Here is a 24,906-nt window from a genome sequence, read left to right on the forward strand (position 1 = left end):
GGCGACCGTGCGACGCGCCCTATATAGGTGCTGGTTTCAAACCGCAACTTTTGCGAATCATTCGCAATAGGGGCCGCAAGCTTGGCGATTTGAATGTTGTACTTGGATTATCAGGCCACGACCCCGCTCGCGCCCGAGGCGCTGGAGGCGATGCTGCTTTGGCTCGACGGTCCGGGCGGCGACGGCTTCGCCAATCCGGCCAGCCCGTATCGCGCCGGCCGCGCCGCGTCGGCGGCGGTCGAGGTGGCGCGCGATGCGGTCGCGGCGCTGCTCCCGCCGGGCGGCCAGGTCCATTTCACCTCCGGGGCGACGGAGGCGCTGAACTGGGCGCTGGCCTGCGGCGCGCGGATCGCGCCGGGCGGCCTGGCGGGCAGCGCGATCGAGCATCAGGCGGCGCTGCAATGCCTGGAAAGCCGGGGCGCGGCGCTCATTCCGGTCGGCGCGGACGGCCTGGTGCCGTCACCCGATGAGGCGAGCCTGCCGGAAAACGGCATCGTCGCGCTGATGCTGGTCAACAACGAGGTCGGGACGATCCAGCCGGTCGCGGACTATGCCGCCGCCGCGCACGCGAAAGGCAGCCTGCTGCTGTGCGACGCGGTGCAGGGCTATGGCCGGATGGCGATCCCGGCAGGTCCGGACCTGATCGCGATCAGCGCGCACAAGATTCATGGGCCCAAGGGCATCGGCGCCCTGTGGGTGCGCGACGGCGTGCGCCTGCCGCCCTTGCTGCTCGGCGGCGGGCAGGAGCATGGTATGCGTTCGGGCACGGTCTCGCCCGCTCTGGTCGCCGGCTTCGGTGCGGCGGCGCGGCTGGCGGCCGAGCGGATGGAGGAGGATGCGGCCCATGTCGTGCGGCTGTGGGAGATCGCGCTGGAGCTGCTGCCCGACTGGACGATCAATGGTTCCGCCACGCATCGCTATCGCGGCAATCTCAACATCCGGCGCGACGGGGTGAACGGCGTGCGGCTGCTGTCGGACGTGCGCGAGGTCGCCTTCAGCCTGGGCAGCGCCTGCGGCAGCGGCTCGGGCAAGACCAGCCATGTGCTGCGCGCCATGGGCCTGTCGGAAGCCGAGACCCATGCCAGCATCCGCCTCGGCTTCGGCCGCTACACGAGCGAAGCGGAGCTGCGCGAGGCGTTTGCCCTGCTCAACGACGCGGCGGAGCGCCAGCTTCGCTTCGCCGCATGACGCGGGTCCGCTTCATCTCGGCGGACGGCGTCACGGTGCAGGAGGTGGATGCGCCCGCCGGCGAGCGGCTGCTCGACATCGCCCAGCATGCCGGCCAGCCGCTGGAGGGCACGTGCGAGGGGCAGATGGCCTGCTCGACCTGCCACGTCATCGTCGAGGCGGAGGATTTCGCCAGGTTGCCGCGCGCCAGCGAGGAGGAGGAGGACATGCTGGACCTCGCCTCCCACGTCACGCGCCATTCGCGCCTGTCCTGCCAGATCTGGCTCACCGGGGAACTGGAGCGGATCACCGTTCGTATTCCCGGCGGGGTCCGCAACATGCAGGGGCGCTAGATGGGACGAGGGGGGCAAGGCGCGGGGATCGATCGCCGATCGGTGCTGCTCGGCGGCGCCGTGTTCCCGATCGCCGCCGTGTCCCACGCCCAGGACGTCGATCCGCTTGAGATCGAGGAAGCACTGGCCCGCCAGCGCGCGCGCCTCGGCTCCGGCGGCCGGCTCGGCGTAGCCGCCTGGGACGGCGGTAACCGACGGGTCGGCCTGGATGCGCACAGCCGCTACGCGATGTGCTCAACCTTCAAGCTGCCGCTCGCCGCCGCGATCCTCGCCGGCGCGGAGCTGGAGCGCTGGTCGCTTGCCGACGAGATCCAGTTCGATGAATATGACCTGCTCGATTACGCCCCCACCGTGCGCGCCGGTCTCGAGCGCGGGCGGATGTCGATCGAGGCCTTGTGCGCTGCCGCGATGCTGGTCAGCGACAACAGCGCCGCCAATCTGCTCCTCGCCCGGCTCGGCGGCCCGCGCGAGCTCACCGCCTTCCTGCGTCGTTGCGGCGATAGGGTGACGCGGCTCGACCGGATCGAGCCCGATCTCAACACCAATCTGCCCGGCGACGTGCGCGACACGACGACGCCCGGCGCGATGGTCGCTCTGATGTGGACCTTGCTGTTCGGCGAGGTTCTGGGCCGCTCCTCGCGGCTCAAGCTGGTGTCCTGGATGGCGCGCGCGACGACCGGGCGCGACCGGCTGCGCGCCGGCATCCCGGGCGACTGGCGCGTCGGCGACAAGACCGGCACCGGGGCCAACGGGGCCTATAACGACATCGCGTTCGCGCTGACGCCGCGCCGCGTGCCCGTGCTCATCGCCTGCTATGCCAGCGGCGGCGATGCCTCGGCAGACGAGCGCGCCGACATTCATGCCGAGGTAGGCAGGATCGTCGCCTCCGCCTTTTCCTGACCGGCTTGCATCATCGGCCCCGCGCCGCCATATGCGCGGCGGGAGTCGGGCGGACGGAGTTGTCGCCAACCCGGTCAGATCCGGAAGGAAGCAGCCGTAACGATTTCGCTCCGGGTCGTTCCGGCTCCCACCCATGAGCCGCCAAGCGCAGCGAAGCAGCGCGAAGAGCCGGCGAATGGCGGACGGCCTGCGTCCTGAGCGAAGCGAAGCGCGACAGGACCGACGGCGCGGCTTGGCCGCGACCCCCCCCGGAGAAGTACAGTGAGATTCCAGCTTTCGCTGGAATGACGCAGGCGCGGACCCTAGTTTGGGCGCGATGTCCGATTCTCCCCAGCCCTATCGCGTCCTCGCCCGCAAATATCGTCCGCAGGGCTTTGCCGAGCTGATCGGGCAGGAGGCGATGGTCCGGACGCTCGGTAATGCGATCAGGCGCGACCGGCTCGCCCACGCCTTCCTGCTTACCGGGGTGCGCGGGGTCGGCAAGACCTCGACGGCGCGGCTGATCGCCAAGGCGCTGAACTGCATCGGGCCGGACGGGCAGGGTGGCCCGACCATCGATCCGTGCGGCCAATGCGAGCCGTGCCGGGCGATCGCGGAAGGCCGGCATATCGACGTGGTCGAGATGGACGCCGCCAGCCATACCGGCGTCGACGACGTGCGCGAAATCATCGAGGCGGTGCGCTATGCCGCCGTCTCCGCGCGCTACAAGATCTACATCGTGGACGAGGTCCACATGCTGTCCAAGAACGCGTTCAACGCGCTGCTGAAAACGCTCGAGGAGCCGCCCGCCCACGTCAAGTTCCTGTTCGCCACGACCGAGGTGAACAAGGTCCCGATCACCGTCCTGTCGCGTTGTCAGCGCTTCGATCTGCGCCGTATCCCGGCCGACAGGCTCGCCGCGCATTTCGCTCATGTCGCGAAAGAAGAGGACGTGGAGATCGAGCCCGAGGCGCTGGCGCTGATCGCGCGGGCGGCGGAGGGTTCCGCGCGTGACGGCCTCTCCATGCTCGATCAGGCGATCGCGCACGGCGCCGGTGCGGTGACGGCGGCGCAGGTGCGCGAGATGCTGGGCCTGTCCGATCGCGGCGCGGTGCGCCGGCTGCTCGGCCTGGTCCTGGCCGGCGATGCGCCCGGCGCGCTGGCCGCGCTGGAGGAACAATACGATCTGGGCGTCGAGCCGGCGGCGGTGCTGCGCGGGCTGCTGGAGGCCGTCCACGGCATCACCCGCGCCAAGGTCGGTGGCGCGCTCGATCCGGCCCAGTCGGCGGAGGAGCGCGAGGCCTATGACGATTGGTCCGGCAAGCTCTCCTACGCCGCCATCCACCGCCTCTGGCAGTTGCTGCTGAAAGGCCTGGGCGAGATCCAGGCCGCGCCGTCGCCGCTGGAGGCCGCCGAAATGGCGCTGCTGCGCGTCATCCACGCCTCCGAGCTGCCCGATCCGGGCGAGCTGGCCGCGAAGCTGGCGCGCGGCGAGGCGGCCGCGCCGTCCGCGCCCGCCGCACCGAAAGGCGAAGAGCAGGGCGCCCTGCTCAAGCTGCCGGATAGCTTTCCGGCGCTGATCGACACGCTCGCCCACAATGGCAAGGCGCATGTCGCGCAGCAACTCCACGATTTCGTCGGCCTGATCGCCTATGCGCCGCCCGAGCTCGCCATCCGCCCCGTCAAGCCGCTGGCGAGCGATTTCGCGCGCGAGCTTGCCGCCGCGCTCAAATCGGTTACCGGGGCACTCTGGCAGGTCCGCATCGCGGACGAGCCGGCGGCGCGCTCCCTGCGCGATCAGGAGAAGGCGGACGAGCAGCGGGTGCGCCAGGAGGTGCTGGACTCGCCGGTCGTCCAGGCGGCGCTTGAAGCCTTTCCCGGCGCGGAGCTGGTCAGCCACCCGCCCGACGCAAAACAACGGAGTGCGTGATGCCCAATATGGACGACATCCTGAAGATGGCCCAGGAGGCCCAGGCCAAGCTGATGGAGGCCCAGAACAATCTCGACAAGATCGAGGTGGAGGGCGTCTCGGGCGGCGGCCTGGTGAAGATCAGGGCGTCGGCCAAGGGCCGGATCATCGCCGTGGACATCGACGAAAGCCTGCTCGCGCCCAGCGAAAAGCAGATGGTCGAGGATCTGATCGCCGCCGCGCTCAACGATGCGCGCGGGAAGGCCGACGCGGCGAGCGCGGAAGCGATGCAGAACGTCGCCGGCGGCCTGCCCCTCCCGCCGGGCTTCAAGATGCCGTTCTAGGGTCCGTAAACGCACCCGTCCAAGCCATCCCGCCGCACCACGCCCATCCGGGCCTGGATCATCCCGCCATAGCGCCGGGTGAAGCCGCGCGGGGCCACCGCCGCGCGGCGCTTGGGCAACGGCAGGACGGCGGCGATCCGCGCCGCCTCCTGCGGGCTGAGCCGCGACGCGTCATGGTTGAAATAGCGCATCGCCCCGGCATTGACGCCATAGGTGCCGATGCCGGTCTCGGCGACGTTGAGATAGACCTCCATGATCCGCTGCTTGCTCCACAGATGCTCGATCAGGAAGGTGAACCAGGCCTCCAGCCCCTTGCGGACATAGCCGCCGCCTTGCCACAGAAAGGCGTTCTTGGCGGTCTGCTGGCTGATCGTCGAGCCGCCGCGCAGCACGGAGCCGCCCGCCATGTTGCGCCGGAACGCGGCCTCGATCGCCTCGCGGTCGAAGCCCGAATGGCTGCAGAACTTGCCGTCCTCCCCGGCGATCGCGGCGCGCACCATGTTGCGGTCGATCCGCTCGATCGGCATCCACACCCGCGTCGCGCCATTGCCGCCGACCATGTCGGCAAGCTGCGTCGCCGTGACCGGCGGGTTCACGAAGCGATAGGCGAGCACCCACAGCAGGGAGCCGACAAGGAAGATCAGGACGGCCTTGATCAGCCATCCCGCCAGCCGGCCGAACCAGCCGCGCTTCCTCTTCCCCGCCCGCGCCATCGCAGGGTGATTAGCCGAGGTCGTGCCGAGAGGAAACTAGGCCGCCGGCAGCAGCCGCCGTTCGCCGGCCAGGTTCATCAGCGCCTTCTGGAGCTTCTCGAACGCGCGGACCTCGATCTGGCGGATGCGTTCGCGGCTCACGTCGTAAACCTGCGAAAGCTCCTCCAGCGTCTTGGGCTCGTCGGTCAGCCGCCGCTCGGTCAGGATGTGCCGCTCGCGCTCGTTCAGCGCCTCCAGCGCCTCGACGAGCAGATCGTGGCGCATCCGCGCCTCCTCGGCCTCGGCGACCCGCTCGTCCTGCAGCGGCTCGTTGTCGACCAGGAAATCCTGCCAGCTCCCCTCGCTGTCGTCGCGCAGGGGGACGTTCAGCGAGGTGTCGCCGCCCATCGCCATGCGGCGGTTCATCGAGATGACGTCCTCTTCGGTGACGCCGAGATCGGTGGCGATCTTGGTCACGTCCTCGGGCTTGAGGTCGCCGTCCTCGAACGCCTCGATGCGGTTCTTCATCCGGCGCAGGTTGAAGAACAGCTTCTTCTGCGCCGCCGTGGTACCCATCTTCACGAGTGACCAGGAGCGCAGGATATATTCCTGGATCGAGGCACGGATCCACCACATCGCATAGGTGGCGAGGCGGAAGCCCCGTTCCGGCTCGAACTTCTTCACGCCCTGCATCAGGCCGATATTGCCCTCGGAGATCAGCTCGGACGTGGGCAGGCCATAGCCGCGATAGCCCATCGCGATCTTCGCGACGAGCCTAAGGTGGGAATTGACCAGCTTGGCGGCGGCATCGGTGTCCTGATGCTCCGTCCAGCGCTTGGCCAGCATATATTCCTCTTCCGGCGTCAGGATCGGAAACTTCTTGATCTCCGAAAGATAGCGGTTGAGGCCTGCCTCGCCGCCGCTCGCGGGGATCGTCGCCGGAACATTGCGTCCTGCCATGGTGAACCAAACTCCCTGCATGCCGGGCTTCGTGCTGCCGTGCCGGCACCTGGCGTCTATACGGCAAGCGCCCCGAACAGTTCCTGAATATCAGATGGAAGGGCGCTTTGGAAGGATAGGTTTTCTTTAGAAACTGGATGGACGAAGCCGAGCCTTGCCGCGTGCAATGCCTGGCGATGAAAATCGAGCCTTTTCAATATCTCCCGATGCGACGGCCGGCCCCGGCCATAGACCGGATCGCCGACCAACGGGTGGCCGATCGAGGCCATGTGAACCCGCACCTGATGCGTCCGCCCGGTTTCCAGCCGGCATTCGATCATCGCGGCGTCCCTGAGCGGCGTGACGATTCGGTAATGCGTCACCGCCCGTTTGCCCCGCCCTTCGGCCTGCACCGCGATCTTCTTGCGGTTGGCGCTGGAGCGGGCGAGAGGGGCGTCCACCGTCCCGCGCGCCGGGATCGGCCGGCCCGACACGATCGCCGCATAAACCCGCTCGATGCTGTGCTTCGCGAACTGCGCGGCCAGCCCTTCATGCGCCACGTCGGTCTTGGCGACGACCAGCAGCCCGGACGTGTCCTTGTCGATCCGGTGGACGATCCCCGGCCGCGCCACCCCGCCGATGCCGCTGAGGCGGCCCGCGCAATGGTGGAGCAAAGCGTTGACCAAAGTCCCGTCCGGATTGCCCGCCGCCGGATGAACGACCATCCCCGCCGGCTTGTCGACGACCAGCAGATGATCGTCCTCGAACAGGATCTCCAGCGCGATGTCCTGCGCCTCGTTATGCGCCGGTGTCGGCGCCGGCACGGAAACTTCGTAGGTGGCGCCCGGCAGGGCCTTCACCGCCGGATCGCGGATCGCCTTGCCTTCGGGTCCGTTCACCGCGCCGCTGCTGATCAGCGCCTTCAAGCGCTCACGCGACATTGTGGGGACGGCCATCGCCAGCGCCCGGTCCAGCCGCATGTCCGCCGCGTCATCCGCCACGCGCGCCTGAATGATCGAAAACCCCCCGGACATTGGACTGTGAGATGGGGTTTCGGCGGCGGATTTCAAGGCGAGATGGGACGGCGTCGGGGTGCCATGAGCAATGACATGTCCTTCTTTCCCTCTCCCTTGAGGGAGAGGGTAGGGTGAGGGTGTCGGGCGTGTGGGGGCTGGATCTCGGCCGCCGTGCCCCCTCACCCCAGCCCTCTCCCCGCCGGGGAGAGGGAGAGATGGGCGAATGTCTATTTGACTTGGAGGCGCCAGCCCCGTTCTGCCTTTCCTTCCGACCTTCCCGCCCTTGCAACGCGGACTCGCAAGGCCCAATAGAGGTCGCATCATGCATAAGGATCAGGGCCCAGCGGAATGAAATCGCACGAATTCGCCAGTCTGCTGTGCTCGCGCCTGTGTCACGATCTCCTGTCCCCGGTCGGCGCGCTCAACAACGGGATCGAATTGCTCGCCGATGAGCATGATCCGGAAATGCGCGCCCGCTGCCTGGACCTGCTCGCCGAAAGCGCGCGCTCCAGCGCCAACAAGCTGAAGTTCTTCCGCCTCGCCTTCGGCGCCGCCGGCGGCTTCGGCGACGAGGTGGACACGCGCGAGGCGCGCGCCGCGATCGAGGGGCTGTTCGGCGGCGACGGCCGCATCCGGCTCGGCTGGATGGTGGACGAGCCGACGATGAGCAAGGCGGCGCTGAAGGTGCTGCTCAACGTTGTGCTGATCGCCGGGGATTCGCTGGTGCGCGGCGGCAGCCTCGATATCGGCGCGGAAAAGCATGAGGGCGGGCTCGACATCGTCGTGCGCGCCGAAGGCCCGCGCATCGTCCTCGATCCGGAGCTGCGCGACGTGCTGGTCGGCAAGACCGGCGAAGACGAAGTCGCCCCCCGCGCCGCCGCCGCCTGGCTGGCCCACGCCCTCGTCGAGGAAGGAAATGGCCGCCTCCAGGTCTCGGACGATCAGGACGGCATGCTGCTGATCGGGGCGAGCCTGCCGGCCTGAGGGCGTAGGCGCTTCCCCCAATGCGTCACCCCGGACTTGATCCGGGGTCCAGCTTCTTCTTCCAGGCGAACTTGATGCGATGCCCGTTATGGGTGGCTTTCTGCCATTCCTCACTTTGAGTCGAATGGTTTGATCGACACTGAAATCTCGGCTGCAACGACTTCACCGTCCACGCCGTAACTCTCCGGGAGATGCAGGACATAACCTTCCTCGCTCCGATCAACCCACAGACCAGACAGCACATTCTGGTGGTTCCACCCACTCAGTCTGAGAGAGGTGATACGCTTGAGAGAGTAGGTGACGAGAGCGTGTCGATCCTGACGATAGTGTCCTTGTTCAGTGGTATCGCTATTCGTTCGCCAAGCATGAACGCGGACGTAAGAAGCCTCCGGATCGCGCTGAAGTTCGATCGATACCACCTCCGCGTCGTGAAAGTTCGGCGAGTAACCAAACCAATCAATGACGGATTGCCAGCCCGGAATGGTGTCAATTTCTGTCATGCGATCCGGTTAAGCGCCGGGGACAGCGACCGCAAGCGAAGTCCGCAAGCGACGACCGCAACGGGTCGAAATCAGCCGTCCCGCCGGCTGCTTCCAATGTAGGAAATCCTCTGTCACGCTCGCCCCGAATCGGGGTTTTGGCTCCGGCTCATCGGCTCTTTGAACCGTCCGTTTCACGCGAAAAAATCTCGCGGCACACCATCGCGCATATGGGTGAAGATGCTGAAGTTGAGCGCCGCCGCGATCCGCCCGGAAACACCCTCGACCCCGACAACTTTGTCAACAAAACACTCTGCATGACGGACGAAAATATCGGCGGCTTTGCGCGGACCTCCGCTAATCCAGCGTCGTGCGATACCTTGCCAGCGCCAGCGCGGCGACGGCGCACATGAAGACCGCCAGCGCCAGCAGGCTCGGCGCCATGTCGGCGAAGCTCTGGCCCTTGAGCAAAGCGCCGCGCACCACGCGCAGGAAATGCGTCACCGGGATCAGCGTGCCGAGCCATTGCGCCCAGTCCGGCATGCCCCGGAACGGGAAGAGGAAACCGGACAGCAGGATCGAGGGCAGGAAGTAGAAGACCGAGAGCTGCATCGCCTGGAGCTGCGTGCGCGTGACCGTGGAGATCAGGAAGCCCAGCCCCAGCGAGCCGATGATGAAGAGCAGGATGCCGAGCGACAGGCCCGTCCAGCCGCCCGCCATCGGCACGCCGAACAGCAGCCGGCCGATGACGAGGATGAGCGCCGTCTGGATCAGCCCGACGATCACGAAGGGCGCGAGCTTGCCGACCATCACCTCGAGCGGCTGGACGGGCGTGGCGAGCAGGCTCTCCATCGTGCCGCGCTCGGTCTCCCGCGTGACGCCGATCGCGGTCATCATCACCAGGGTCAGCGTCAGCACGATGCCGAGCAGGCCGGGCACGATATTGTAGGCGGTGATGTTCTCCGGATTGTAGCGCCGGTGGATCACCACCTCGAAGGGCTGCGCCGCGTTCGCCGGCGGGGCGAGGGCGCCGGTCAGGTCGCGGCGCAGCGAGTCCTGCGGCAGCCGGGCGAGGGCGGCGAGGGCGCTACCCGTGGCGGTCGGATCGGTGGCATCGGCTTCGACCAGGATCTGGGCATTCTCGCCGCGCACCACGCGGCGGGTGAAGTCGCCCGGAATGGTGATCGCGAACTGGACCTCGCCGGTGCGCACCAGCGCGTCCAGCTCGGCCGGCGATCGGGCCTGGTGGGTGATGGAGAAATAGGAGCTGTTGGCGATGCCGGAGACGACCGAGCGCGCCATCACGCTGTTCTCCTGCACCAGCACGGCGGTCGGCAGGTGCCGGGGATCGGTGTTCACCGCATAGCCGAAGAGCAGCATCTGGATCACCGGCACGGCCAGGATCAGCGCATAGGTGATCCGGTCGCGCGACAGCTGGATGAACTCCTTTACCAGCACGGCGATCATCCGCTCCAGCGAAAAGGCCTGCTCGCCCCGGCGGCCCTCGGCGCTCACCGGAAATTGTCCTCGACGCCGCTCATCAGGTGGATGAACACGTCCTCCAGCGTCGGCTCTGTGCGGGTCCAGCGGAAGGGCGGGCGGTGATAGGGGGCCAGCGCCTGTTCCAGCGCCGCCGCGTCGCCGCCGCTGACATGGAGGGCGAGGCCGAACGGCGCCGCCATCTCGACGCCCGGCGCCTGCAGCAATTCGTGGGCGAGCCGGTCGACGCCCGGCCCTTCGCCGCGCCAGGTGGCCAGCTTCGCGGCGGCGATCACCTCGTCCGCCGTGCCGCGCGCCAGCAACTCGCCATAGGCGATATAGGCGATGTCGTGGCAGCGCTCAGCCTCGTCCATGTAGTGGGTCGAGACGAGCACGGTGAGGCCCTGGGCGGCGAGCGCGTGGATCTCGTCCCAGAAGGCCCGCCGCGCCTGCGGATCGACGCCCGCCGTCGGCTCGTCGAGGAGCAGCAATTGCGGCTGATGCAGGGTCGCGACGGCGAGCGCCAGCCGCTGCTTCCAGCCGCCCGACAGCGTTCCGGCCAGCTGCCGCCGCCGCTCCGCCAGCCCGAGCTGCTCCAGCGCCTCGGCGACCCGCTCGCCCCGCCGGTCGAGCCGCCGGATGCGCGCGGCGAATTGCAGATTCTCCTCGACGTTCAGGTCTTCGTAGAGCGAGAATTTCTGGGTCATGTAGCCGGTGCGGCGCTTGATCTCCCAGCTTTCGGAGATGATGTCGAAGCCGAGCGCCGTGCCGCTGCCGCTGTCCGGGGTCAGCAGGCCGCACAGCATCCGCAAGGTCGTCGTCTTGCCCGAGCCGTTCGGCCCCAGAAAGCCGGTGATCCGTCCTTCCTCGACCCGGATGGCGAAGTCCTTCACCACCCGCCGCCCGCCGAACGACTTGTCGAGGCCCGCGACGTCGATCGCGATCGTCACCGGATCCGCTCCACATCGACGGGAAGGCCGGGGATCAGGGCCGCGCCGTTCTCCGGTCGCGCCTCGACCATGAAGACCAGCCGGTCGCGCGAGTCCCGGCTGTAGATGACGGGCGGGGTGAATTCGGGGCGCGGGCTGACATAGGAGATTGTCGCCGACAGGTCCGCCGGGCAGCCGTCGCAGGCGAAACGGACACGGGTGCCGGGGCGATAGGCCGCGACCTCGCGCTCCGGCACGAAGAAGCGGACGAACACGCGGTCGTCGGGGATCAGCGCGACCACCGGCTGGTTGGCCGCCGCCCATTCGCCGCGCTGGAAGAAGACATCCTCGATCCGCCCGGCGGCGGGCGCGATGGGCGAAAGCGTGGCGAGCCGGGCGCCGGTCTCGGAGACGCGGGCGCGGGCCTGAGCGACGCGGGCGTCGGCGGCGCGGATCTGGTCGGTGCGCTGGCCCAGCTCGGCGACCTCGATGCGCCGACGCGCGGCGGCGAGATTGGACGCGGCATTCTGGTGATTGGCGCGCGCCTCGTCGAGCCGGACCCTTGCGTAGATGCCGCGCCGGACCAGCTCCTCGGCGCGGTTGAGCGCGATCCGCGCCTCGCGCTCGGCGCCGGCCGCCGCGTCGCGGCTGGCTTCCAGGACGGCAATCTCGGCCGGGCGTTGACCTTGCCGCGCATCCTCGGCCTGGGCGCTGGCGGCCGCGAGATCGGCGGCGGCCTGCTGCTGCTGCGCCTGCTGCTGATCCGGCTCGATCTGGAACAGCCGCGCGCCGGCCTTGACCCGCTGGCCGCGCCGGACGCCGATCTGCGTCACCTGGCCGGCGCTGGCGGCGGACAGATAGAGCGCCTCGCCCTCGATATAGCCGGAGAGGGTCGGCGCCGGCCGGAATTGCGGCGCGAGCGTCCGCCAGCCGAGAAACAGGATGGCGAGGCCGGCAAGGACCAGGATGATGATGCGCTGCGGCTTCACGATTGCGGCTCCTCGATGAGCAAGCCGCCGAGGATCGTCTCGGCATGCTGGCGGGCGATGGCGGGAAGGTCCGGATCGGCGCCGCCGATCGGTGTGAACGTCTCGCGCCACAGCACCCCGATCATCATCGGCCCGATGATCGAGAAAGCGTGGGTGCGCGGATCGCCGTGGCGGACCTCGCCCTTCGCCTGGGCGCGTTCGACCATGCCGGCGATCAGACCGACCGCCTGCTGGATCACATCGTCGTGCCAGACCTTGGCGAGCTCCGGAAAGTTGCGCGATTCCCCGATCACCATCTTGGCGACCGCGCCGACCGGAACCGTAGTCACCAGTTCGGCAAAACGTGGCAGGAAGGCGCGGATAATCGTCGCGAAGGGAAGGTCGGCCGCCTCCATCGCCGCGCGCACCGTTTCCAGGTTCGGCGCCACCACCTCGCGCACCACCGCCCGGAACATGTCCTCCTTGGTCGCGAAATAGAGATAAAGCGTGCCCTTCGACACGCCCGCCCGCCTGGCGATCTCTTCCATTCGCGCGCCGGCGAAGCCCCTTTCGGTGAACACGCTCAAGGCGGCGGCGATGATGTCGCCCGGCCGCGCATCCTTGCGACGGCGCCATTTCGGCTCGGCGGAATTGGCCATCTCATCGTCCTAGTAAATGACCAGTCAGTTATTAATTGATTCGCGGCCACCTGTCCAGCCGTCCGTTCCGGGCGGTAAACGGGTTGTTTACCAAGCGTCTCCATAACCGCCGGCGCGCAGACGGATGGATCCATGGACGACCTGATCAACGACTTCCTCGCGGAAACCCGCGACATGCTGCAGGCGCTTGCCGGGGCAATCGTCGCTTGGGAGGCGGAGCCGGGCGATCGCGACCGGCTCGACGAGATTTTCCGTTTCGTCCACACCGTGAAAGGCAATTGCGGCTTCTTCGACCTGCCGCGCCTCCAGCAGCTCAGCCATGCTGCCGAGGACGCGCTTGCCGACGTGCGCGCGGGTCGGCGTATCGCCGATGCCCAGCTTGTCAGCGCGGTGCTCGCCGTCATCGACCGGATCGGCGAGCTGGTGCTCGCGCTCGAGACCGGGGAATCCCTGGCCAGCGAGGACGACGAGCAGCTCATCGCCGCGCTGAGCGACGACGAGGATGACGGCCAGGTCGAACTGCCGGCACAGGAAGTCGTTACCGCCGTCGAGATCGCTTCCGTCGAAACCGATCGGCGCAAGTCGGTGCGCTCGATCCGGCTTGCCGTCGATCTGCTCGACCGGATGATGAACGGTGTCTCCGACGCGGTGCTGGCCCGCAACGAGCTGGCCCGTCGCCTGCGTGATGCACAGCGCGACGTCGCCATCGAGGCGGCGTTCGATCGCGTCTCCTCCTGCATCGCCGAGATTCGCGACGCGATCACCCGCACCCGGATGCAGCGCATCGACAATCTGTTCGGCGCGCTGCCCCGTATGGTGCGCGATCTGTCCTCCGAGCTGGGCAAGCAGGTCCGGCTCGAAGTGGATGGCGGCGACGTCGAACTCGATCGCGAGATGATCGAGATGATCCGCGATCCGCTGAGCCATATCGTGCGCAACGCGATCGATCATGGCATCGAGACGCCCGAGGCGCGGACCAAGGCCGGCAAGGACGCGGCGGGCACCTTGCGCGTCAGCGCGCGCCAGGCTGGAAACCAGATCCTGATCGAGGTGATGGACGACGGGCGCGGCATCGATGCCGAGGCGCTGGTCCGCAAAGCGATCGCCGCCGGCATCGTTTCGACCGATCGGGTCGAGAAGATGTCATTGGCCGACAAGACCGCGCTCATCTTCGCGCCGGGCCTCTCCACCGCCGGCACCGTCACGGCCATTTCCGGCCGCGGCGTCGGCATGGATGTGGTGCGCGCCAATATCGAGCGGATCGGCGGCGTCGTTGACATAGACTCGCGCAAGGGCAACGGCGTGCGCCTGATCATCCGCGTGCCGCTGACGCTCACCATCATCCCGGCGCTGACGGTCAGCGCGGGCGGGCAGATTTTCGCCATTCCGCGTTCGGCGATCGAGGAAATCCTGCGCGCCGCCGGCGATGCGGTGCGCGTCGATCGGGTCGGCGAGGCCGAGGTGGCGACGATCCGGGGGCGGCGTGTGCCGCTGGTGTCGCTGTCGCATCTGCTCCGAGTCAATGCCGTCGAGGCGCGCGACCAGCGGCTGATCCTGCTCAAGCCCGCCGGCGGCAGCGTCTACGCGCTCGCCGTCGATGCGGTGCACGATCATGAGGAGCTGGTGGTCAAGCCCGCCGCGCCCCTGGTCATGGCCGCCGGCCTCTATGCCGGCACGACACTGGCCGATGACGGCCGCCCGATCCTGCTGCTCGATCCCTCCGGCATGGCCAATCGCGCCGAGGTCGGGGATGACGAGCAGGAGGCCGAGCGCCGCGCCGGTGACGACGGCAATGCCGCCCGCGAAGACAGCCTGCTCCTGTTCCGCACCCTGGACGGGGCGCTGCGCGGCATGCCGGTGCCTCTGGTCGAGCGAATCGAGGACATTCCGGCCGCGGCGATCGGCTTCACCGCCGGTCGGCTGCGCGTATCGATCGGCGAGCGCATCCTGCCGCTGGTCGGTTGCGCCGCGCCGCCGGCCGAGGGCCTGCTGCGCGTGCTGCGGCTGACCGACGGGCGGAGCGAGATCGCCTACGGATTCGCCGAGGTGGTCGATATCCGTGCACTGGCGTTCGAGCTGCAGCCGCCGCCCGCGCCGGGCGAAGTCGCCGGCGTCGCGCTGATCGACGGTGCGCAGGTCGAGATCGTCGATCCTTATTGGCTGTTCGCAGCGTATGCCGGGGAGACGCAGGACGGCAGGGAGCCGCCGGTCTGCGCGCTGCCGCCGGGCGATCCGTGGATGGACAATATCCTGCGGCCGCTGATCGAGAGCCTGGGCTATCGGGTCGTCGCGGCCGCCGAGGGCGTGATCGCCGACATCGTCATCGCCAGCGCCGATGGAAAAAGCGAGTCCCCGGCCTGCACGGGCGAAGTGGTGCGGATCCGCGCCAATCCCGAGCTCGGCGGCGCCAACGACGACAGCATCTACCGCTACGACCGCGCCGCCCTGATCAACGCGCTGGCCCGGCATGCGAAGGAGAGCGCTCATGGCTGACCGTCTCGTCCTCATCGTCCGCCTCGCCGGCCGGCGGACCGCCTTTCCCGCCGCCGAAGTCGAAGCGGTCGTCGAGCTGGAAGGCCTCACGCCGGCGCCGCGCGCCGCGCCGCATGTCGCCGGACTTTCGGCACTGCGCAGCCGCGTGCTCACCGTGATCGACGGCCTGGCATCGCTTGAACTCGGCTGCGCCGTCGCGGAAGGGTTGATCGAGGCGATCGTCGTCAATTCCGGCGGCCATCCCTATGCGCTGCTGGTCGACGAGGTGGAGGATGTGGTGGAGGCCGCCGGAGCGCCTCAGCCGATGCGCGCGCCGATCGGCCCGGGGTGGGACCGGATCGCGATCGGCATGGTCGATGTCGGCGAGGATTTGCTGCTGCTCGTCGATCCGCACCTCATCATCGCCGGACCATCCGCGCAGGCGGCCTGAAATACTGCCGCCATCGATTTAATCTATGATTAGTTCTTGCCGTTATAGGGACATAGCCGCGGTCACGGAGCATGCACGAATGAAAAGCTGTCTTGTCGTCGACGATAGCAAGGTGATCCGCAAGGTCGCCCGCCATATCCTCGAAACGCTCGATTTCTCGGTCGAGGAAGCGGAGGATGGCCGGCAGGCGCTGAATCACTGCGAAGCGAGTATGCCCGACGTGATCCTGCTCGACTGGAACATGCCGGTGATGAGCGGCATGGAATTCCTGCGCGCGCTGCGCCAGTCGCCCGACATGGCGCAGCCCAAGGTGGTGTTCTGCACGACCGAGAATGATATCGGTCACATCCGCGCCGCGATCGCCGCCGGCGCCGACGAATATGTGATGAAGCCGTTCGACCGCGAAACCATCCACAGCAAGCTGCAGATCGTCGGCCTCGCGTGAACGCGCTCCCCGTGGCAGCGCGGCGGCGGGGTCCTGAAGACTCGGCCGAACCGCCCATTCGTCTGATGATCGTCGACGATTCGGCGGTCGTGCGGACGGTGCTGTCGCGGATGCTCTCCGCCGATCCGGAATTCGAGGTGGTGGCGCAGGCCGGCAATGCCGGCGAGGCGCTCGACGCGCTGAAGAGCGTGCGGGTCGATATCGTGCTGCTCGATGTTGAAATGCCCGGTGCCAGCGGCATCGACGCGCTGCCCGACATCATCCGCGCCGGCAAGGGCGCCCGCGTGCTGATCGTCTCCTCCATGGCGGAGGACGGAGCGGAGCTGGCGGTGCGCGCACTGGCCCAGGGCGCGGCCGACACGCTGCCCAAGCCGGGCGCGGCCTCGTCGGTCAACGGACGCTTCTCGCAGATTCTCGCGGACCGGATTCGTCGTATCGGCCGGGCGGGCACCGCCCAGCCCGCGCCCTCGGCGGAGCCCGCGCCCGCGATCCGGCTGCGCTCCATGCCGGATGCGCCATTGGGCTGCGTCGCGCTCGGCGCCTCGACCGGCGGGCTGCACGCGCTGGTCGCCTTTCTCGGCGCTTTGCCCAAAGAGATCGGTGCGCCGATCCTGGTGACGCAGCATCTGCCGGCGATCTTCATGCCCTATTTCGCTCGCCAGCTCGAAACCGCCTGCGGCCGCGAGGTGCGCGTCGCACGGGACGGGCAGGCGCTGGCCGACGCTATCGTGCTGGTCGCGCCGGGCGATGCCCATCTGTGCGTCGAGCGGATCGCGACCCAGGCGCGCGTCCGGCTGGACCGCCGCCGCGCACCGTCGGGCTGCTGCCCGTCGGTCGATCCGATGCTGGAGTCGGTCGCGGAGCTGTACGGTGCCGCCGGAATCGGTGTGATGCTGAGCGGCATGGGGCGCGACGGCCTGATCGGTGCGGGGCGGCTGGTCGAGGTCGGCGGTGCGATGCTTGTCCAGGACGAGGCCAGCTCGGCGATCTGGGGCATGCCGCGCGGCGTGGCGGAGGCTGGTCTCGCTTCGGCGGTGCTGGCGCCGGCCGCGCTGGCACGGCGGATCGGCTTGCGTGCGGAAGGCCGGCCATGGAGCTGAGCAACGCCTCGCAGCGCATCCTCGCCTCCATGCTCGAGGCGCGCAGCGGGCAGCAGCTTTCCTTCTCGCGGCGCTGGCGGATCGACAGCGCGCTCTCGTCGATCCTGCGGCGGCACGGCTTCGCCACGCTCGACCAGCTCGTCGCCCGCCTCGTCTCCAGCCGCGACAAGGCGCTGACCGACGAGGTGATCGAAGCCCTGCTCAACAACGAGACCTATTTCTTCCGCGACAAGCTGCCCTTCGATCTGCTGCTCGGCGGCCCGCTGACCCGGCTGGAGCAGGCGCGGGCGCGCGAGCGGCGGCTCGCCATCTGGTGCGCCGGCTGCTCGACGGGCCAGGAGGCCTATTCGCTGGCGATGAGCTTCGCCGACGAGCCGGCGCGCTGGGCGGGCTGGAAGATCGAGATCGTCGCCACCGATCTCTCCCGCTCGGCGATCCACAAGGCGCGCGAAGGCGCCTATTCGCAGTTCGAAGTGCAGCGCGGCTTGCCGGTGATGCAGATGGTCCGCTGGTTCGAGGAGCAGGGCGACGGCGAATGGCGGATCGATCGCAAGCTGCGCTCGGCGGTGCGCTTCGAGCCGGGCAATGTCACCGAGCCGGCACCCGCGCCGGGCCGCTTCGACATCATCCTGTGCCGCAACGTGCTGCTCTATTTCTCGCCCGACATGCGCCGGCTGGCGTTCAACCGGCTCGCCCAGGCGATCGCGCCGGACGGCACGCTGATGCTCGGCGCGGGCGAGACCGTGCTCGGCCAGACCGACCGCTTCGTCTCGGACAGCGATTTTCGCGGTCTTTATGTACCGGCGCCCGCCAGGGAAACGCCGCGCGCCCGCGTCGCCTAGATACGCACTGGATTGATCCACACTCCGTTCGCCCTGAGCCTGTCGAAGGGCTGTCCTTTCTTGAGGCAGAAAGGAAGGACAAGGCTTCGACAAGCTCAGCCCGAACGGAAGAAGTGATTCGCTCAAATCTCCAATGCTCCAGATACGCGCTCGGGCCCTTGACGGCGGCGCGCTTTTGGCGCCGGATGCGCGGGTGGACGGGATCATCGACTGCCCATCGCCCAATTTCGACGAACGGGGTCAGCCGATCTCGGTGATCGTCCTCCATTATACCGGCATGGAAAGCGCCGAGGCGGCGATCGCCCATCTGCGCGATCCGGACTCGCGCGTGTCGTGCCACTATCTGGTCGCGGAGGACGGGCAGGTGCTGCGCATGGTCGCCGAGGACAAGCGCGCCTGGCATGCCGGCAAGTCCTATTGGCGCGGCCATGGCGGCATCAACCACAGCTCGATCGGGATCGAGATCGTCAATCCCGGCCATGCCTGGGGCTACCGGCCCTTTCCGGACCAGCAGATCGACGCGCTGATCCCGCTGATCGCCGACATCAAGGAGCGCTACGGCATCACGCGCGGCAATATCGTCGGCCATTCCGACATCGCCCCGGCGCGCCGGCAGGATCCGGGCGAGCTCTTCCCCTGGGGCCGGTTGGCGCGCCACCGACTCGCGCTGCCGCGCCCGACCAAGAACCTGCTGGACCCGAACTGGACCGACAGCGGCTTCCTGCTGGCGCTGGAGCGGTTCGGCTATGACGTCACTGACGAACTGGCGGCGGTGGTCGCCTTCCAGCGCCGTTTCCGCCCGGAACTGATCGACGGCACCATCTGCGGCGAATGCCGCGCTATCCTGCTGGCGCTGCTGCTGCCCCGGCCGCAGGGGGACGATTAGCGAAGTTTCCGGTAGGCGCCGCGCACTCTGTTAAGTTGACAAAGTTGACAGGGTGGGGGGTGTTTTGACGGGGTATCGATGTCGGCATCGGGCCACGTTTTCAAAGAGCCGGCGAGCCGGGGCCGAAACCCCGAGTCGGGGGCAAGCGTGACAGAGCATTTCCTACATTGGAAGCGGGGGTGGACGTTCCGCTATCGAACCATTGCAGTCGTATGCCGCCCGTGAGATTTTGAGCGGATGCGGCTCGCCTTGCTCAGTTCTATAGCCTTGGTTTTGTCAGCCTGTTCGGACGGCACACCGCCAAGCGCATACAAACATTTCAGGGATCAATTCTGGGCAGCGACCGGTTTGCACGGCCCATGCTTTCGCACGATCGATGGGCGACCGGGCCGATTGCCCGATGCGGAATGCTACCGACTTGAAGAAGCTCAGCACTGGAGCGGTATTGCAGTAGTCGGCTTTGAAACCGGAAGCTTCTTTCCGGGAGCAGCCAGCTTGCCGAGTGTCGAAGAACGTAGCCGATATTGGATCGCACCGGAGCGGGAGAGCCTTCCCGAGAGTGTGCGAACCGAGTGCTATCAGGGGTGCACCTTGCGGCTAGACTTTATCGGGCGACGTACGGCGGTGAAGGGGGCTTACGGCCATATGGGACTGGCCGAGCACCTCCTTATAGTCGATCGCATTCTCGAAGCTACGATAGTGGAATAATGTCCGCTTCCTACCCATAGCGGCCACGCCCCGATCAGGGCTTACACGTAGCCCTCCGCATCGCTATATCCCCTTCCGCCAGAGGGCCGGGCGGCCGCGGCTCGCGCTTGCGCGGGGCGAGGAAAGTCCGGGCTCCATGGAACGGCGGTGCCGGGTAACGCCCGGCGGAGGCGACTCCAGGGAAAGTGCCACAGAAAGGACACCACCGCATTTCGATGCGGCCAGGTCGAAAGGGTGGGGTAAGAGCCCACCGCGCTTCCGGTAACGGCGGCGGCACGGCAAACCCCACCGGGAGCAAGACCGAATAGGGGCGGCATATGGGCTTCGTTCCGGCCCCGCCGCCCGGGTTGGTTGCTTGAGGCGGCGCGCGAGCGTCGTCCTAGAGGAATGGCCGCTCAGTCCCGCAAGGGACGGACAGAACCCGGCTTACAGGCCCTCTGGCATTTTCTTTCGACGGCGGGGTGGCCGGATGGCGCCCCATTTTCTATCTGGGGTCCATGGCGCGCAGCAGGCGGACGGACGATTGGGGCTTTCCCCGCTGGCGGAGCTACGGCTCCGGCCGGCAGGCCGAGCCCGTGCGCCTGTGCGACCGGCATGGCTGCGAGGAACCGGGCGACCGGCCCGCGCCCAAATCGCCGAACAGCCCGGAGCGCTGGTATTTCTGCGAGGCGCATGCCGCGGAATACAATCGCAACTGGAATTATTTCGAAGGGCTGACCGCGGAAGAGGCGGCGAAGCGCGCGGCCGACGAGCAGCGCGGCGCCGACGCCTTCGCCAGCGCCTCCCATTATGGCTGGGGCGGCCCGGGCGACGGCACCCGCAGCCGCGACGAGATGCGCGCGCTCGACGTGCTGGAGCTGGAGGCCGATGCCGGGTTCGAGGATGTGCGCGCCGCCTGGCGCCGGCTCGCCAAGGCCAATCATCCCGACGTGAAGCCCGGCGACGCCGAGGCGGCCGCCCGCTTCCAGGCGATCCAGGCCGCCTATGAGGTGCTGCGCAAGGCCGAGGAACGCCGCGCGGCGGCGTGACCATCCTCTTCCTATCGTCATTCCGGCGAAGGCCGGAATGACGGGAGGGGACTCAATCCGTGCCCATGAAGGCGGCGCTGACATGGGCGACGGGATCGTCCGGATCGCCGTCATGGGCGAGGCCGCGGGCGAAGCAGACGCTGCGCGTCACGCCATAGCATTCGGCGCGGCCGATGATCGTCCGGCCGGGAATGGCGGGACGCAGATAATCGACGCGAAGGTCCAGGGTCGCCTGCGGCCGGAACTTGCCGAGGCGGATCCAGATCGACAGGCTGGTCGCCATGTCCATCAGGCTGACGATCGGGCCCGATGCGACGATGCCGCTGTCGGGCATACCGACCAGGTGATCGGCATAAGGCAGCTTCAGCTCGACCCAGTCGGCGCCATGGGCGTGATAATCGATGCCGAGCGCGCCGCTATGGCCGAGCACGCGGACATAGGACATGAAGCGTTCGGGATCGAAGGCGGCGCCGGCCGTGCGCGGATCGCCCTCGCTCATGCGGCCAGCCGCCGGGCGGTGTCGCGGATCAGGGCGATCATGTTGGGAATGCCCTGCGTGCGGTTCGAGCTGAGCTGGTTGCCGAGATCGAAGCGGGCGAGCGCGGCGGCGATGTCCATATCGGCGATCTCCGCCGCCGCCCGGTCCTGCACGCCGAGCAGGATGAGCGCGACGATCCCCTTGGTGATCGCGGCATTGGAATCGGCGAGGAAATGGAGCCGCCCGTCCGCCTGCGGCACCGGATAGACCCAGACCGCCGCCGAGCAGCCGCGCACCAAGGTCGCGTCGGTCTTCAGCGCGTCCGGCATCGGCTCCAGCGCGCGGCCGAGATCGATCAGCAGCCGATAGCGATCGTCCGCCTCGAGCAATTCGTAATCGGCGAAAACCGCATCGAGGCTCTGGAAGGTCATGGCGCGCAGATAGGACGCGCCGGGCTGCGTGTCACGCCGGGAAAGGGCTCAATCCTCCGCGCCGTCCGCGATCGCTTCCAGGCGGCGGACGCGTTCCTTGAGATCGGCGAGCTCGATGCGTTGCGGCACCGACGCCCGCACGCTGACGCGCCCGCCCAGTTCCTGGCGCTTGAGCTCCAGCCAGCCCTGCCAGCCCTTCAGCGCCGCCGCCGCCGCGATGGCCACCGCGAAGGTGCCGGCGGCGGCGAGGACGAAGAGGGTGGCCGGGTCGCTCATCGCGTCGTTCCTAGCGGTCCCTCAGCTGTTCGATCTCGCGGGCGAGGCTGTTTTCCTTCTCGACCGTGATCCGCTCGAGCACCTGCAGCCGTTCGCGCAACTGCTTCACCTCCTCGCGCAGGCGATCCGCTTCGAGGCTGTCCGCGCCGTCCTGGCCCGATCCCCGGCGGTATTTCGCCCGCAAAACGCTCGCGACCATGACGATCATGACGATCATGATCACCATGATGTGACTGCTCTGCATGCTCTTCTCCTTCTTCGCGCCGGCGCGTCAGTTCAGCGGGGTGTCGCGCAGCCGCTCGATCTCGTCGGCCACGTCGATGCCCTTGTCGGTGACGATCCGCTCCAGCACCCGCACCCGCTGCTCCAGCCGCTCGGTATGGGCGGCATATTGCGCCGCTTTCTCGGCGGTGAGCCTGGCGTGCATTTCCACCATCTTTCGGCGGTGCTTCAGCCAGCTGTCGGTGATCCCCCAGATCATCATCGCCAGCATCGGCAGACCGATGACGATGAAGACGATCAATGCTTTCCAGCTGCCGTCCATGGCTTTCTCTCAATTCCGCTGGCCGCGCAGGGCCTCGATCTCGTGGGTGAGCCGGTGGCTGTCGTCCGTCACGATCCGTTCGACATTGCCGAGCCGGTCCTTGATCGAGCCCAGCTCGGCGCGCAGCTGCGCGTTCTCGGTCGACAGCAGCTTGAAGCGCTCGGCCGTCTCGGTCGTGACCCTGGGCTCGATCGCCTTGCCCCAGGAGGTTTCGAGCGGATAGCCGTGCTTGATCCGCAGCCAGGTGAGAAACACCCAGCCGGCGACGGCAACCAGGCCGATCAGCAGCCCAGCGCCGATAATCCAGGGCAGGTGAGGGGCAATCGCGTCCGCGGGGTCCATTATCCGTTTCTCCTCAGTTCACGCGATCGTCGCGCAAATCCTCGATCTCGGCGGCGAGATGCGCGCCCTTGTCCGTGGCGATCCGCTCGAGCACCCGCATGCGCTGCTCCAGCCGCTCGATGTGCGAGGCCTGCGCGGCGGCCTTGTCGGCGGCGAGCGACGCGGCATGGTCGAGCTGCCGCTCCTTGAGCTTGATCCATCTCTTGGCGATGTCGCCCAGGATGCCGGCGACGACCGGGATCCCGACCACGACGACGAAGAACAATACCCAGCTCGGCATCTGGCTCTCTCCCCCTCAACGCAGATTGTCGATCTCGCGCGCGGTGCGCTCGGCGGGATCGGTCGCGATCCGCTCCAGCACCGCGATCCGCTCCTCGAGCCGGCCGACCTGGCCCTTGAGCGAGGCATTTTCGTCCGACAGCAATTCGATCTGCCTCGCGGCGGCCGGGCTGTCGGACTTCTCGACCGTGCCGAAGAACTGGTCCTCGATCGGATAGCCATGCTTGGCGCGGATCCAGGTGGTCAGCACCCAGCCGGCCGTGCAGATGGCGATGATCATGATGACGAAGACGGGTCCGCCGAAATTCATGTCCTGTCCCCTTGTTACGCGTTCAGGTCAGCGCAGCTCTTCGATCTCGCGGGCGAGGCGGCTGTTGGAGCTGGTGACATAGGTTTCCATGTCGGCGAGGCGCCGGTCGATGTCGCGCAGCCGGCTGCGCACCTCGCGCGAGGTGCGGCGCGGATTGGCGCGCACGCCCTGCCAGAATTTCTGCTCCTCGCGGTTGCGGTCGTAGAGTTCGATCGGCTTGCGCGGCGCCATCCAGGCGGCGAGGAAGTAGATGATGAAGGTCATCGGCCCGAGCACGAAGAGCGAGGCGACGAAGCCGAGCCGGACGAGCGTCACGTCGATGCCGGTATAATCGGCGATCCCCGCGCAGACGCCGGACCATTTGGCGTTCTGCTTGTCGAGATAGAAGCGGGTGCGAGGCGAGGTCATCAGTTCCTCCTGGCGCTGGCGCGGTTGGAGCGGGATTCGGCGAGCAGGCGCTCGGAGCGGTCCTCGAGGGCGGCGTCGGCCGGATCGTAGGCGACGGCGCGCCAGTTCGGATTCTCGGCCTGGACGATCCGCTCGATCGTCACCATCCGCTCGTCCAGCCGGCGGGCGAGCTCGTGCATTTCGTCGAGCAGGTTCTCGTCCTCGGTGGTGAGCGTCGAGGCGGTCTTCCACTTGCTGACATAATGGAGGATGATCCACGGCAGCCCGATGAAGAGCATGCCGACGACACCGATCGGGACCAGGATGTCTTCCATCTGATCAGCCCTCCTTCTTCGCGGCTTCACCGCCGTTGCTGCGCTTGGCGAGGCTGGCCTTCAGCGCCTCCAGCTCGGCATCGACCTTGTCGGAATTGCGCAGCTCGGCGATCTCGTCGTCCAGCGTGCGGGGCGGGCCGCCCAGCGCGAGCGCGTCGGCATGGCCCTCGGCGAGATCGGCGTGGCGCTCCAGCACGTCGAAGCGCGAGAAGGCGTCGTCCACCTTGGGGCCGGAATGCAGCTCGCGCAGGCGGGCGCGGTTGTGGGCGCTTTCCATCCGGGTCATGATCGCGTTCTGCCGGGCGCGGGCCTCGCGCAGCTTGGTCTGCAGCTTGGCGATGTCGGCCTCGGAAGCGCGCAGCGCATCGTCGAGCACGTCGATCTCGGTCTTGAGCTGATCGGCCATGTCGGCGGCCTTCTGCTTCTCGAACAGGGCGGCCTTGGCGAGATCCTCGCGGTCCTTGCTCAATGCCAGCTCGGCCTTCTCGACCCAGCTGTCCTGGAGCCGGTTCAGCTTGTCGATCTGCCGGCGCATCTCCTTCTGGTCGGCGATCGTCCGGGCGGCGGAGGCGCGCACCTCGACGAGGGTCTCCTCCATCTCCAGGATGATCATGCGGATCATCTTGGCCGGGTCCTCGGCCTTGTCCAGAAGATCGGTGACGTTGGCGGCAATGATATCGCGCGTCCGCGAAAAGATACCCATGGGGAAAAGCTCCTTGATTACGAAAGGCCGCGTCGGGCGGCTGTCGCGGTCATGGCCGGGGAGGCTCATCCGGATGAGCTCCTCGGCCGCGA

General features: G+C 67.8%; 31 protein-coding genes and 2 other RNA genes. 15 read left to right on the forward strand and 18 right to left on the reverse strand.

The window, feature by feature from the left end; genetic code table 11:
• Positions 1–93 precede the first annotated feature (93 nt).
• The 6 genes from KF780_07985 (at position 94) to KF780_08010 (ending at position 4,652) form a co-directional block, all read left to right on the forward strand.
• Positions 94–1,188 carry a cysteine desulfurase gene (locus tag KF780_07985; GenBank protein MBX3561741.1) on the forward strand — a complete coding sequence of 365 codons (1,095 nt, stop codon included), beginning with the start codon at positions 94–96 and terminating at the stop codon, positions 1,186–1,188.
• Positions 1,185–1,520, forward strand: a complete 336-nt coding sequence (locus KF780_07990; GenBank protein ID MBX3561742.1) for a 2Fe-2S iron-sulfur cluster binding domain-containing protein — start codon at positions 1,185–1,187, stop codon at positions 1,518–1,520. Before KF780_07985 ends, KF780_07990 begins: the two co-directional genes overlap by 4 nt.
• Positions 1,521–2,420, forward strand: a complete 900-nt coding sequence (gene bla, locus KF780_07995) for a class A beta-lactamase (GenBank protein MBX3561743.1) — start codon at positions 1,521–1,523, stop codon at positions 2,418–2,420.
• A 37-nt stretch (positions 2,421–2,457) separates the two neighbouring features.
• Positions 2,458–2,555: signal recognition particle sRNA small type (ffs, locus tag KF780_08000), an RNA gene on the forward strand.
• Between the two features lie 181 nt (positions 2,556–2,736).
• Positions 2,737–4,329 carry a DNA polymerase III subunit gamma/tau gene (locus tag KF780_08005; GenBank protein ID MBX3561744.1) on the forward strand — a complete coding sequence of 531 codons (1,593 nt, stop codon included), beginning with the start codon at positions 2,737–2,739 and terminating at the stop codon, positions 4,327–4,329.
• Positions 4,329–4,652, forward strand: coding sequence for a YbaB/EbfC family nucleoid-associated protein (locus tag KF780_08010; GenBank protein MBX3561745.1), 324 nt, complete (start codon positions 4,329–4,331; stop codon positions 4,650–4,652). The genes KF780_08005 and KF780_08010 overlap by 1 nt, the downstream gene beginning before the upstream one ends.
• Here KF780_08010 and mtgA read toward each other — a convergent pair.
• Genes mtgA through KF780_08025 form a run of 3 tightly spaced genes read right to left on the reverse strand, consistent with a single transcriptional unit; the run spans position 4,649 to position 7,317 of the window.
• Complete coding sequence (gene mtgA, locus KF780_08015; GenBank protein ID MBX3561746.1) at positions 4,649–5,365, reverse strand: monofunctional biosynthetic peptidoglycan transglycosylase; 717 nt, start codon at positions 5,363–5,365, stop codon at positions 4,649–4,651. The genes KF780_08010 and mtgA overlap by 4 nt on opposite strands.
• A 36-nt stretch (positions 5,366–5,401) precedes the next feature.
• Positions 5,402–6,304, reverse strand: coding sequence for an RNA polymerase sigma factor RpoH (gene rpoH, locus KF780_08020; protein MBX3561747.1), 903 nt, complete (start codon positions 6,302–6,304; stop codon positions 5,402–5,404).
• 56 nt (positions 6,305–6,360) lie between these two features.
• Positions 6,361–7,317: an RluA family pseudouridine synthase gene (locus tag KF780_08025; GenBank protein ID MBX3561748.1), complete on the reverse strand. Its 957-nt coding sequence runs from the start codon at positions 7,315–7,317 to the stop codon at positions 6,361–6,363.
• Between the two features lie 330 nt (positions 7,318–7,647).
• Between KF780_08025 and KF780_08030 the strand changes: the two genes are divergently transcribed.
• Positions 7,648–8,283: a histidine phosphotransferase gene (locus KF780_08030; protein MBX3561749.1), complete on the forward strand. Its 636-nt coding sequence runs from the start codon at positions 7,648–7,650 to the stop codon at positions 8,281–8,283.
• A 110-nt stretch (positions 8,284–8,393) separates the two neighbouring features.
• Here the strand turns inward: KF780_08030 and KF780_08035 are convergent, their stop codons facing one another.
• From KF780_08035 to KF780_08050, 4 genes are all read right to left on the reverse strand, one after another.
• Positions 8,394–8,783 carry a hypothetical protein gene (locus KF780_08035; protein MBX3561750.1) on the reverse strand — a complete coding sequence of 130 codons (390 nt, stop codon included), beginning with the start codon at positions 8,781–8,783 and terminating at the stop codon, positions 8,394–8,396.
• A gap of 336 nt (positions 8,784–9,119) precedes the next feature.
• Complete coding sequence (locus KF780_08040) at positions 9,120–10,229, reverse strand: ABC transporter permease (protein MBX3561751.1); 1,110 nt, start codon at positions 10,227–10,229, stop codon at positions 9,120–9,122.
• Between the two features lie 44 nt (positions 10,230–10,273).
• Positions 10,274–11,314, reverse strand: coding sequence for an ABC transporter ATP-binding protein (locus KF780_08045; protein MBX3561752.1), 1,041 nt, complete (start codon positions 11,312–11,314; stop codon positions 10,274–10,276).
• Between the two features lie 841 nt (positions 11,315–12,155).
• Positions 12,156–12,797 carry a TetR/AcrR family transcriptional regulator gene (locus tag KF780_08050; protein ID MBX3561753.1) on the reverse strand — a complete coding sequence of 214 codons (642 nt, stop codon included), beginning with the start codon at positions 12,795–12,797 and terminating at the stop codon, positions 12,156–12,158.
• 132 nt (positions 12,798–12,929) lie between these two features.
• Here KF780_08050 and KF780_08055 point away from each other — a divergent pair, with 132 nt between their 5' ends.
• The 8 genes from KF780_08055 (at position 12,930) to KF780_08090 (ending at position 20,729) form a co-directional block, all read left to right on the forward strand.
• Positions 12,930–15,290 (forward strand): chemotaxis protein CheA, encoded by a 2,361-nt coding sequence (locus tag KF780_08055; protein MBX3561754.1) that lies wholly within the window; start codon positions 12,930–12,932, stop codon positions 15,288–15,290.
• Positions 15,283–15,720 carry a chemotaxis protein CheW gene (locus KF780_08060; protein ID MBX3561755.1) on the forward strand — a complete coding sequence of 146 codons (438 nt, stop codon included), beginning with the start codon at positions 15,283–15,285 and terminating at the stop codon, positions 15,718–15,720. Before KF780_08055 ends, KF780_08060 begins: the two co-directional genes overlap by 8 nt.
• A 79-nt stretch (positions 15,721–15,799) precedes the next feature.
• The gene (locus KF780_08065; GenBank protein ID MBX3561756.1) at positions 15,800–16,165 is read left to right on the forward strand and encodes a response regulator; all 366 of its coding nucleotides are present in this window, start codon (positions 15,800–15,802) and stop codon (positions 16,163–16,165) included.
• 65 nt (positions 16,166–16,230) lie between these two features.
• On the forward strand, positions 16,231–17,265 hold the full coding sequence (gene cheB, locus KF780_08070; GenBank protein ID MBX3561757.1) for a chemotaxis-specific protein-glutamate methyltransferase CheB: 1,035 nt from the start codon (positions 16,231–16,233) through the stop codon (positions 17,263–17,265).
• Positions 17,256–18,107, forward strand: coding sequence for a protein-glutamate O-methyltransferase CheR (locus KF780_08075; protein ID MBX3561758.1), 852 nt, complete (start codon positions 17,256–17,258; stop codon positions 18,105–18,107). The genes cheB and KF780_08075 overlap by 10 nt, the downstream gene beginning before the upstream one ends.
• A 133-nt stretch (positions 18,108–18,240) precedes the next feature.
• Positions 18,241–18,993: an N-acetylmuramoyl-L-alanine amidase gene (locus KF780_08080; GenBank protein ID MBX3561759.1), complete on the forward strand. Its 753-nt coding sequence runs from the start codon at positions 18,241–18,243 to the stop codon at positions 18,991–18,993.
• A 786-nt stretch (positions 18,994–19,779) separates the two neighbouring features.
• Positions 19,780–20,146: RNase P RNA component class A (gene rnpB / locus KF780_08085), an RNA gene on the forward strand.
• A 52-nt stretch (positions 20,147–20,198) separates the two neighbouring features.
• Complete coding sequence (locus tag KF780_08090) at positions 20,199–20,729, forward strand: J domain-containing protein (protein MBX3561760.1); 531 nt, start codon at positions 20,199–20,201, stop codon at positions 20,727–20,729.
• 52 nt (positions 20,730–20,781) lie between these two features.
• On the opposite strand, the gene KF780_08095 is transcribed toward KF780_08090, so the two are convergent.
• From KF780_08095 to pspA, 11 genes are read right to left on the reverse strand one after another with little or no spacing between them, the layout of a single operon-like run.
• On the reverse strand, positions 20,782–21,228 hold the full coding sequence (locus tag KF780_08095) for a PaaI family thioesterase (protein ID MBX3561761.1): 447 nt from the start codon (positions 21,226–21,228) through the stop codon (positions 20,782–20,784).
• Positions 21,225–21,638 (reverse strand): SufE family protein, encoded by a 414-nt coding sequence (locus tag KF780_08100; GenBank protein MBX3561762.1) that lies wholly within the window; start codon positions 21,636–21,638, stop codon positions 21,225–21,227. The genes KF780_08095 and KF780_08100 overlap by 4 nt, the downstream gene beginning before the upstream one ends.
• 48 nt (positions 21,639–21,686) lie before the next feature.
• The gene (locus KF780_08105; GenBank protein MBX3561763.1) at positions 21,687–21,914 is read right to left on the reverse strand and encodes a hypothetical protein; all 228 of its coding nucleotides are present in this window, start codon (positions 21,912–21,914) and stop codon (positions 21,687–21,689) included.
• Between the two features lie 10 nt (positions 21,915–21,924).
• The gene (locus KF780_08110) at positions 21,925–22,140 is read right to left on the reverse strand and encodes a hypothetical protein (protein MBX3561764.1); all 216 of its coding nucleotides are present in this window, start codon (positions 22,138–22,140) and stop codon (positions 21,925–21,927) included.
• Between the two features lie 45 nt (positions 22,141–22,185).
• Positions 22,186–22,458 (reverse strand): hypothetical protein, encoded by a 273-nt coding sequence (locus KF780_08115; GenBank protein ID MBX3561765.1) that lies wholly within the window; start codon positions 22,456–22,458, stop codon positions 22,186–22,188.
• Positions 22,459–22,467: 9 nt separating this feature from the next.
• Positions 22,468–22,800: a hypothetical protein gene (locus KF780_08120; protein ID MBX3561766.1), complete on the reverse strand. Its 333-nt coding sequence runs from the start codon at positions 22,798–22,800 to the stop codon at positions 22,468–22,470.
• Between the two features lie 13 nt (positions 22,801–22,813).
• The gene (locus tag KF780_08125) at positions 22,814–23,080 is read right to left on the reverse strand and encodes a hypothetical protein (protein ID MBX3561767.1); all 267 of its coding nucleotides are present in this window, start codon (positions 23,078–23,080) and stop codon (positions 22,814–22,816) included.
• A gap of 15 nt (positions 23,081–23,095) precedes the next feature.
• Positions 23,096–23,389, reverse strand: coding sequence for a hypothetical protein (locus tag KF780_08130; protein MBX3561768.1), 294 nt, complete (start codon positions 23,387–23,389; stop codon positions 23,096–23,098).
• Positions 23,390–23,416: 27 nt separating this feature from the next.
• A complete protein-coding gene (pspC, locus tag KF780_08135; GenBank protein MBX3561769.1) occupies positions 23,417–23,797 on the reverse strand; it encodes an envelope stress response membrane protein PspC in 381 nt (126 codons plus the stop codon).
• Positions 23,797–24,111, reverse strand: a complete 315-nt coding sequence (gene pspB, locus KF780_08140; protein ID MBX3561770.1) for an envelope stress response membrane protein PspB — start codon at positions 24,109–24,111, stop codon at positions 23,797–23,799. The genes pspC and pspB overlap by 1 nt, the downstream gene beginning before the upstream one ends.
• A gap of 4 nt (positions 24,112–24,115) precedes the next feature.
• Positions 24,116–24,814: a phage shock protein PspA gene (gene pspA / locus KF780_08145; GenBank protein MBX3561771.1), complete on the reverse strand. Its 699-nt coding sequence runs from the start codon at positions 24,812–24,814 to the stop codon at positions 24,116–24,118.
• Positions 24,815–24,906 lie beyond the last annotated feature (92 nt).

This window comes from Sphingomonas sp. (genome assembly GCA_019635535.1).
Classification (GTDB): domain Bacteria; phylum Pseudomonadota; class Alphaproteobacteria; order Sphingomonadales; family Sphingomonadaceae; genus Allosphingosinicella.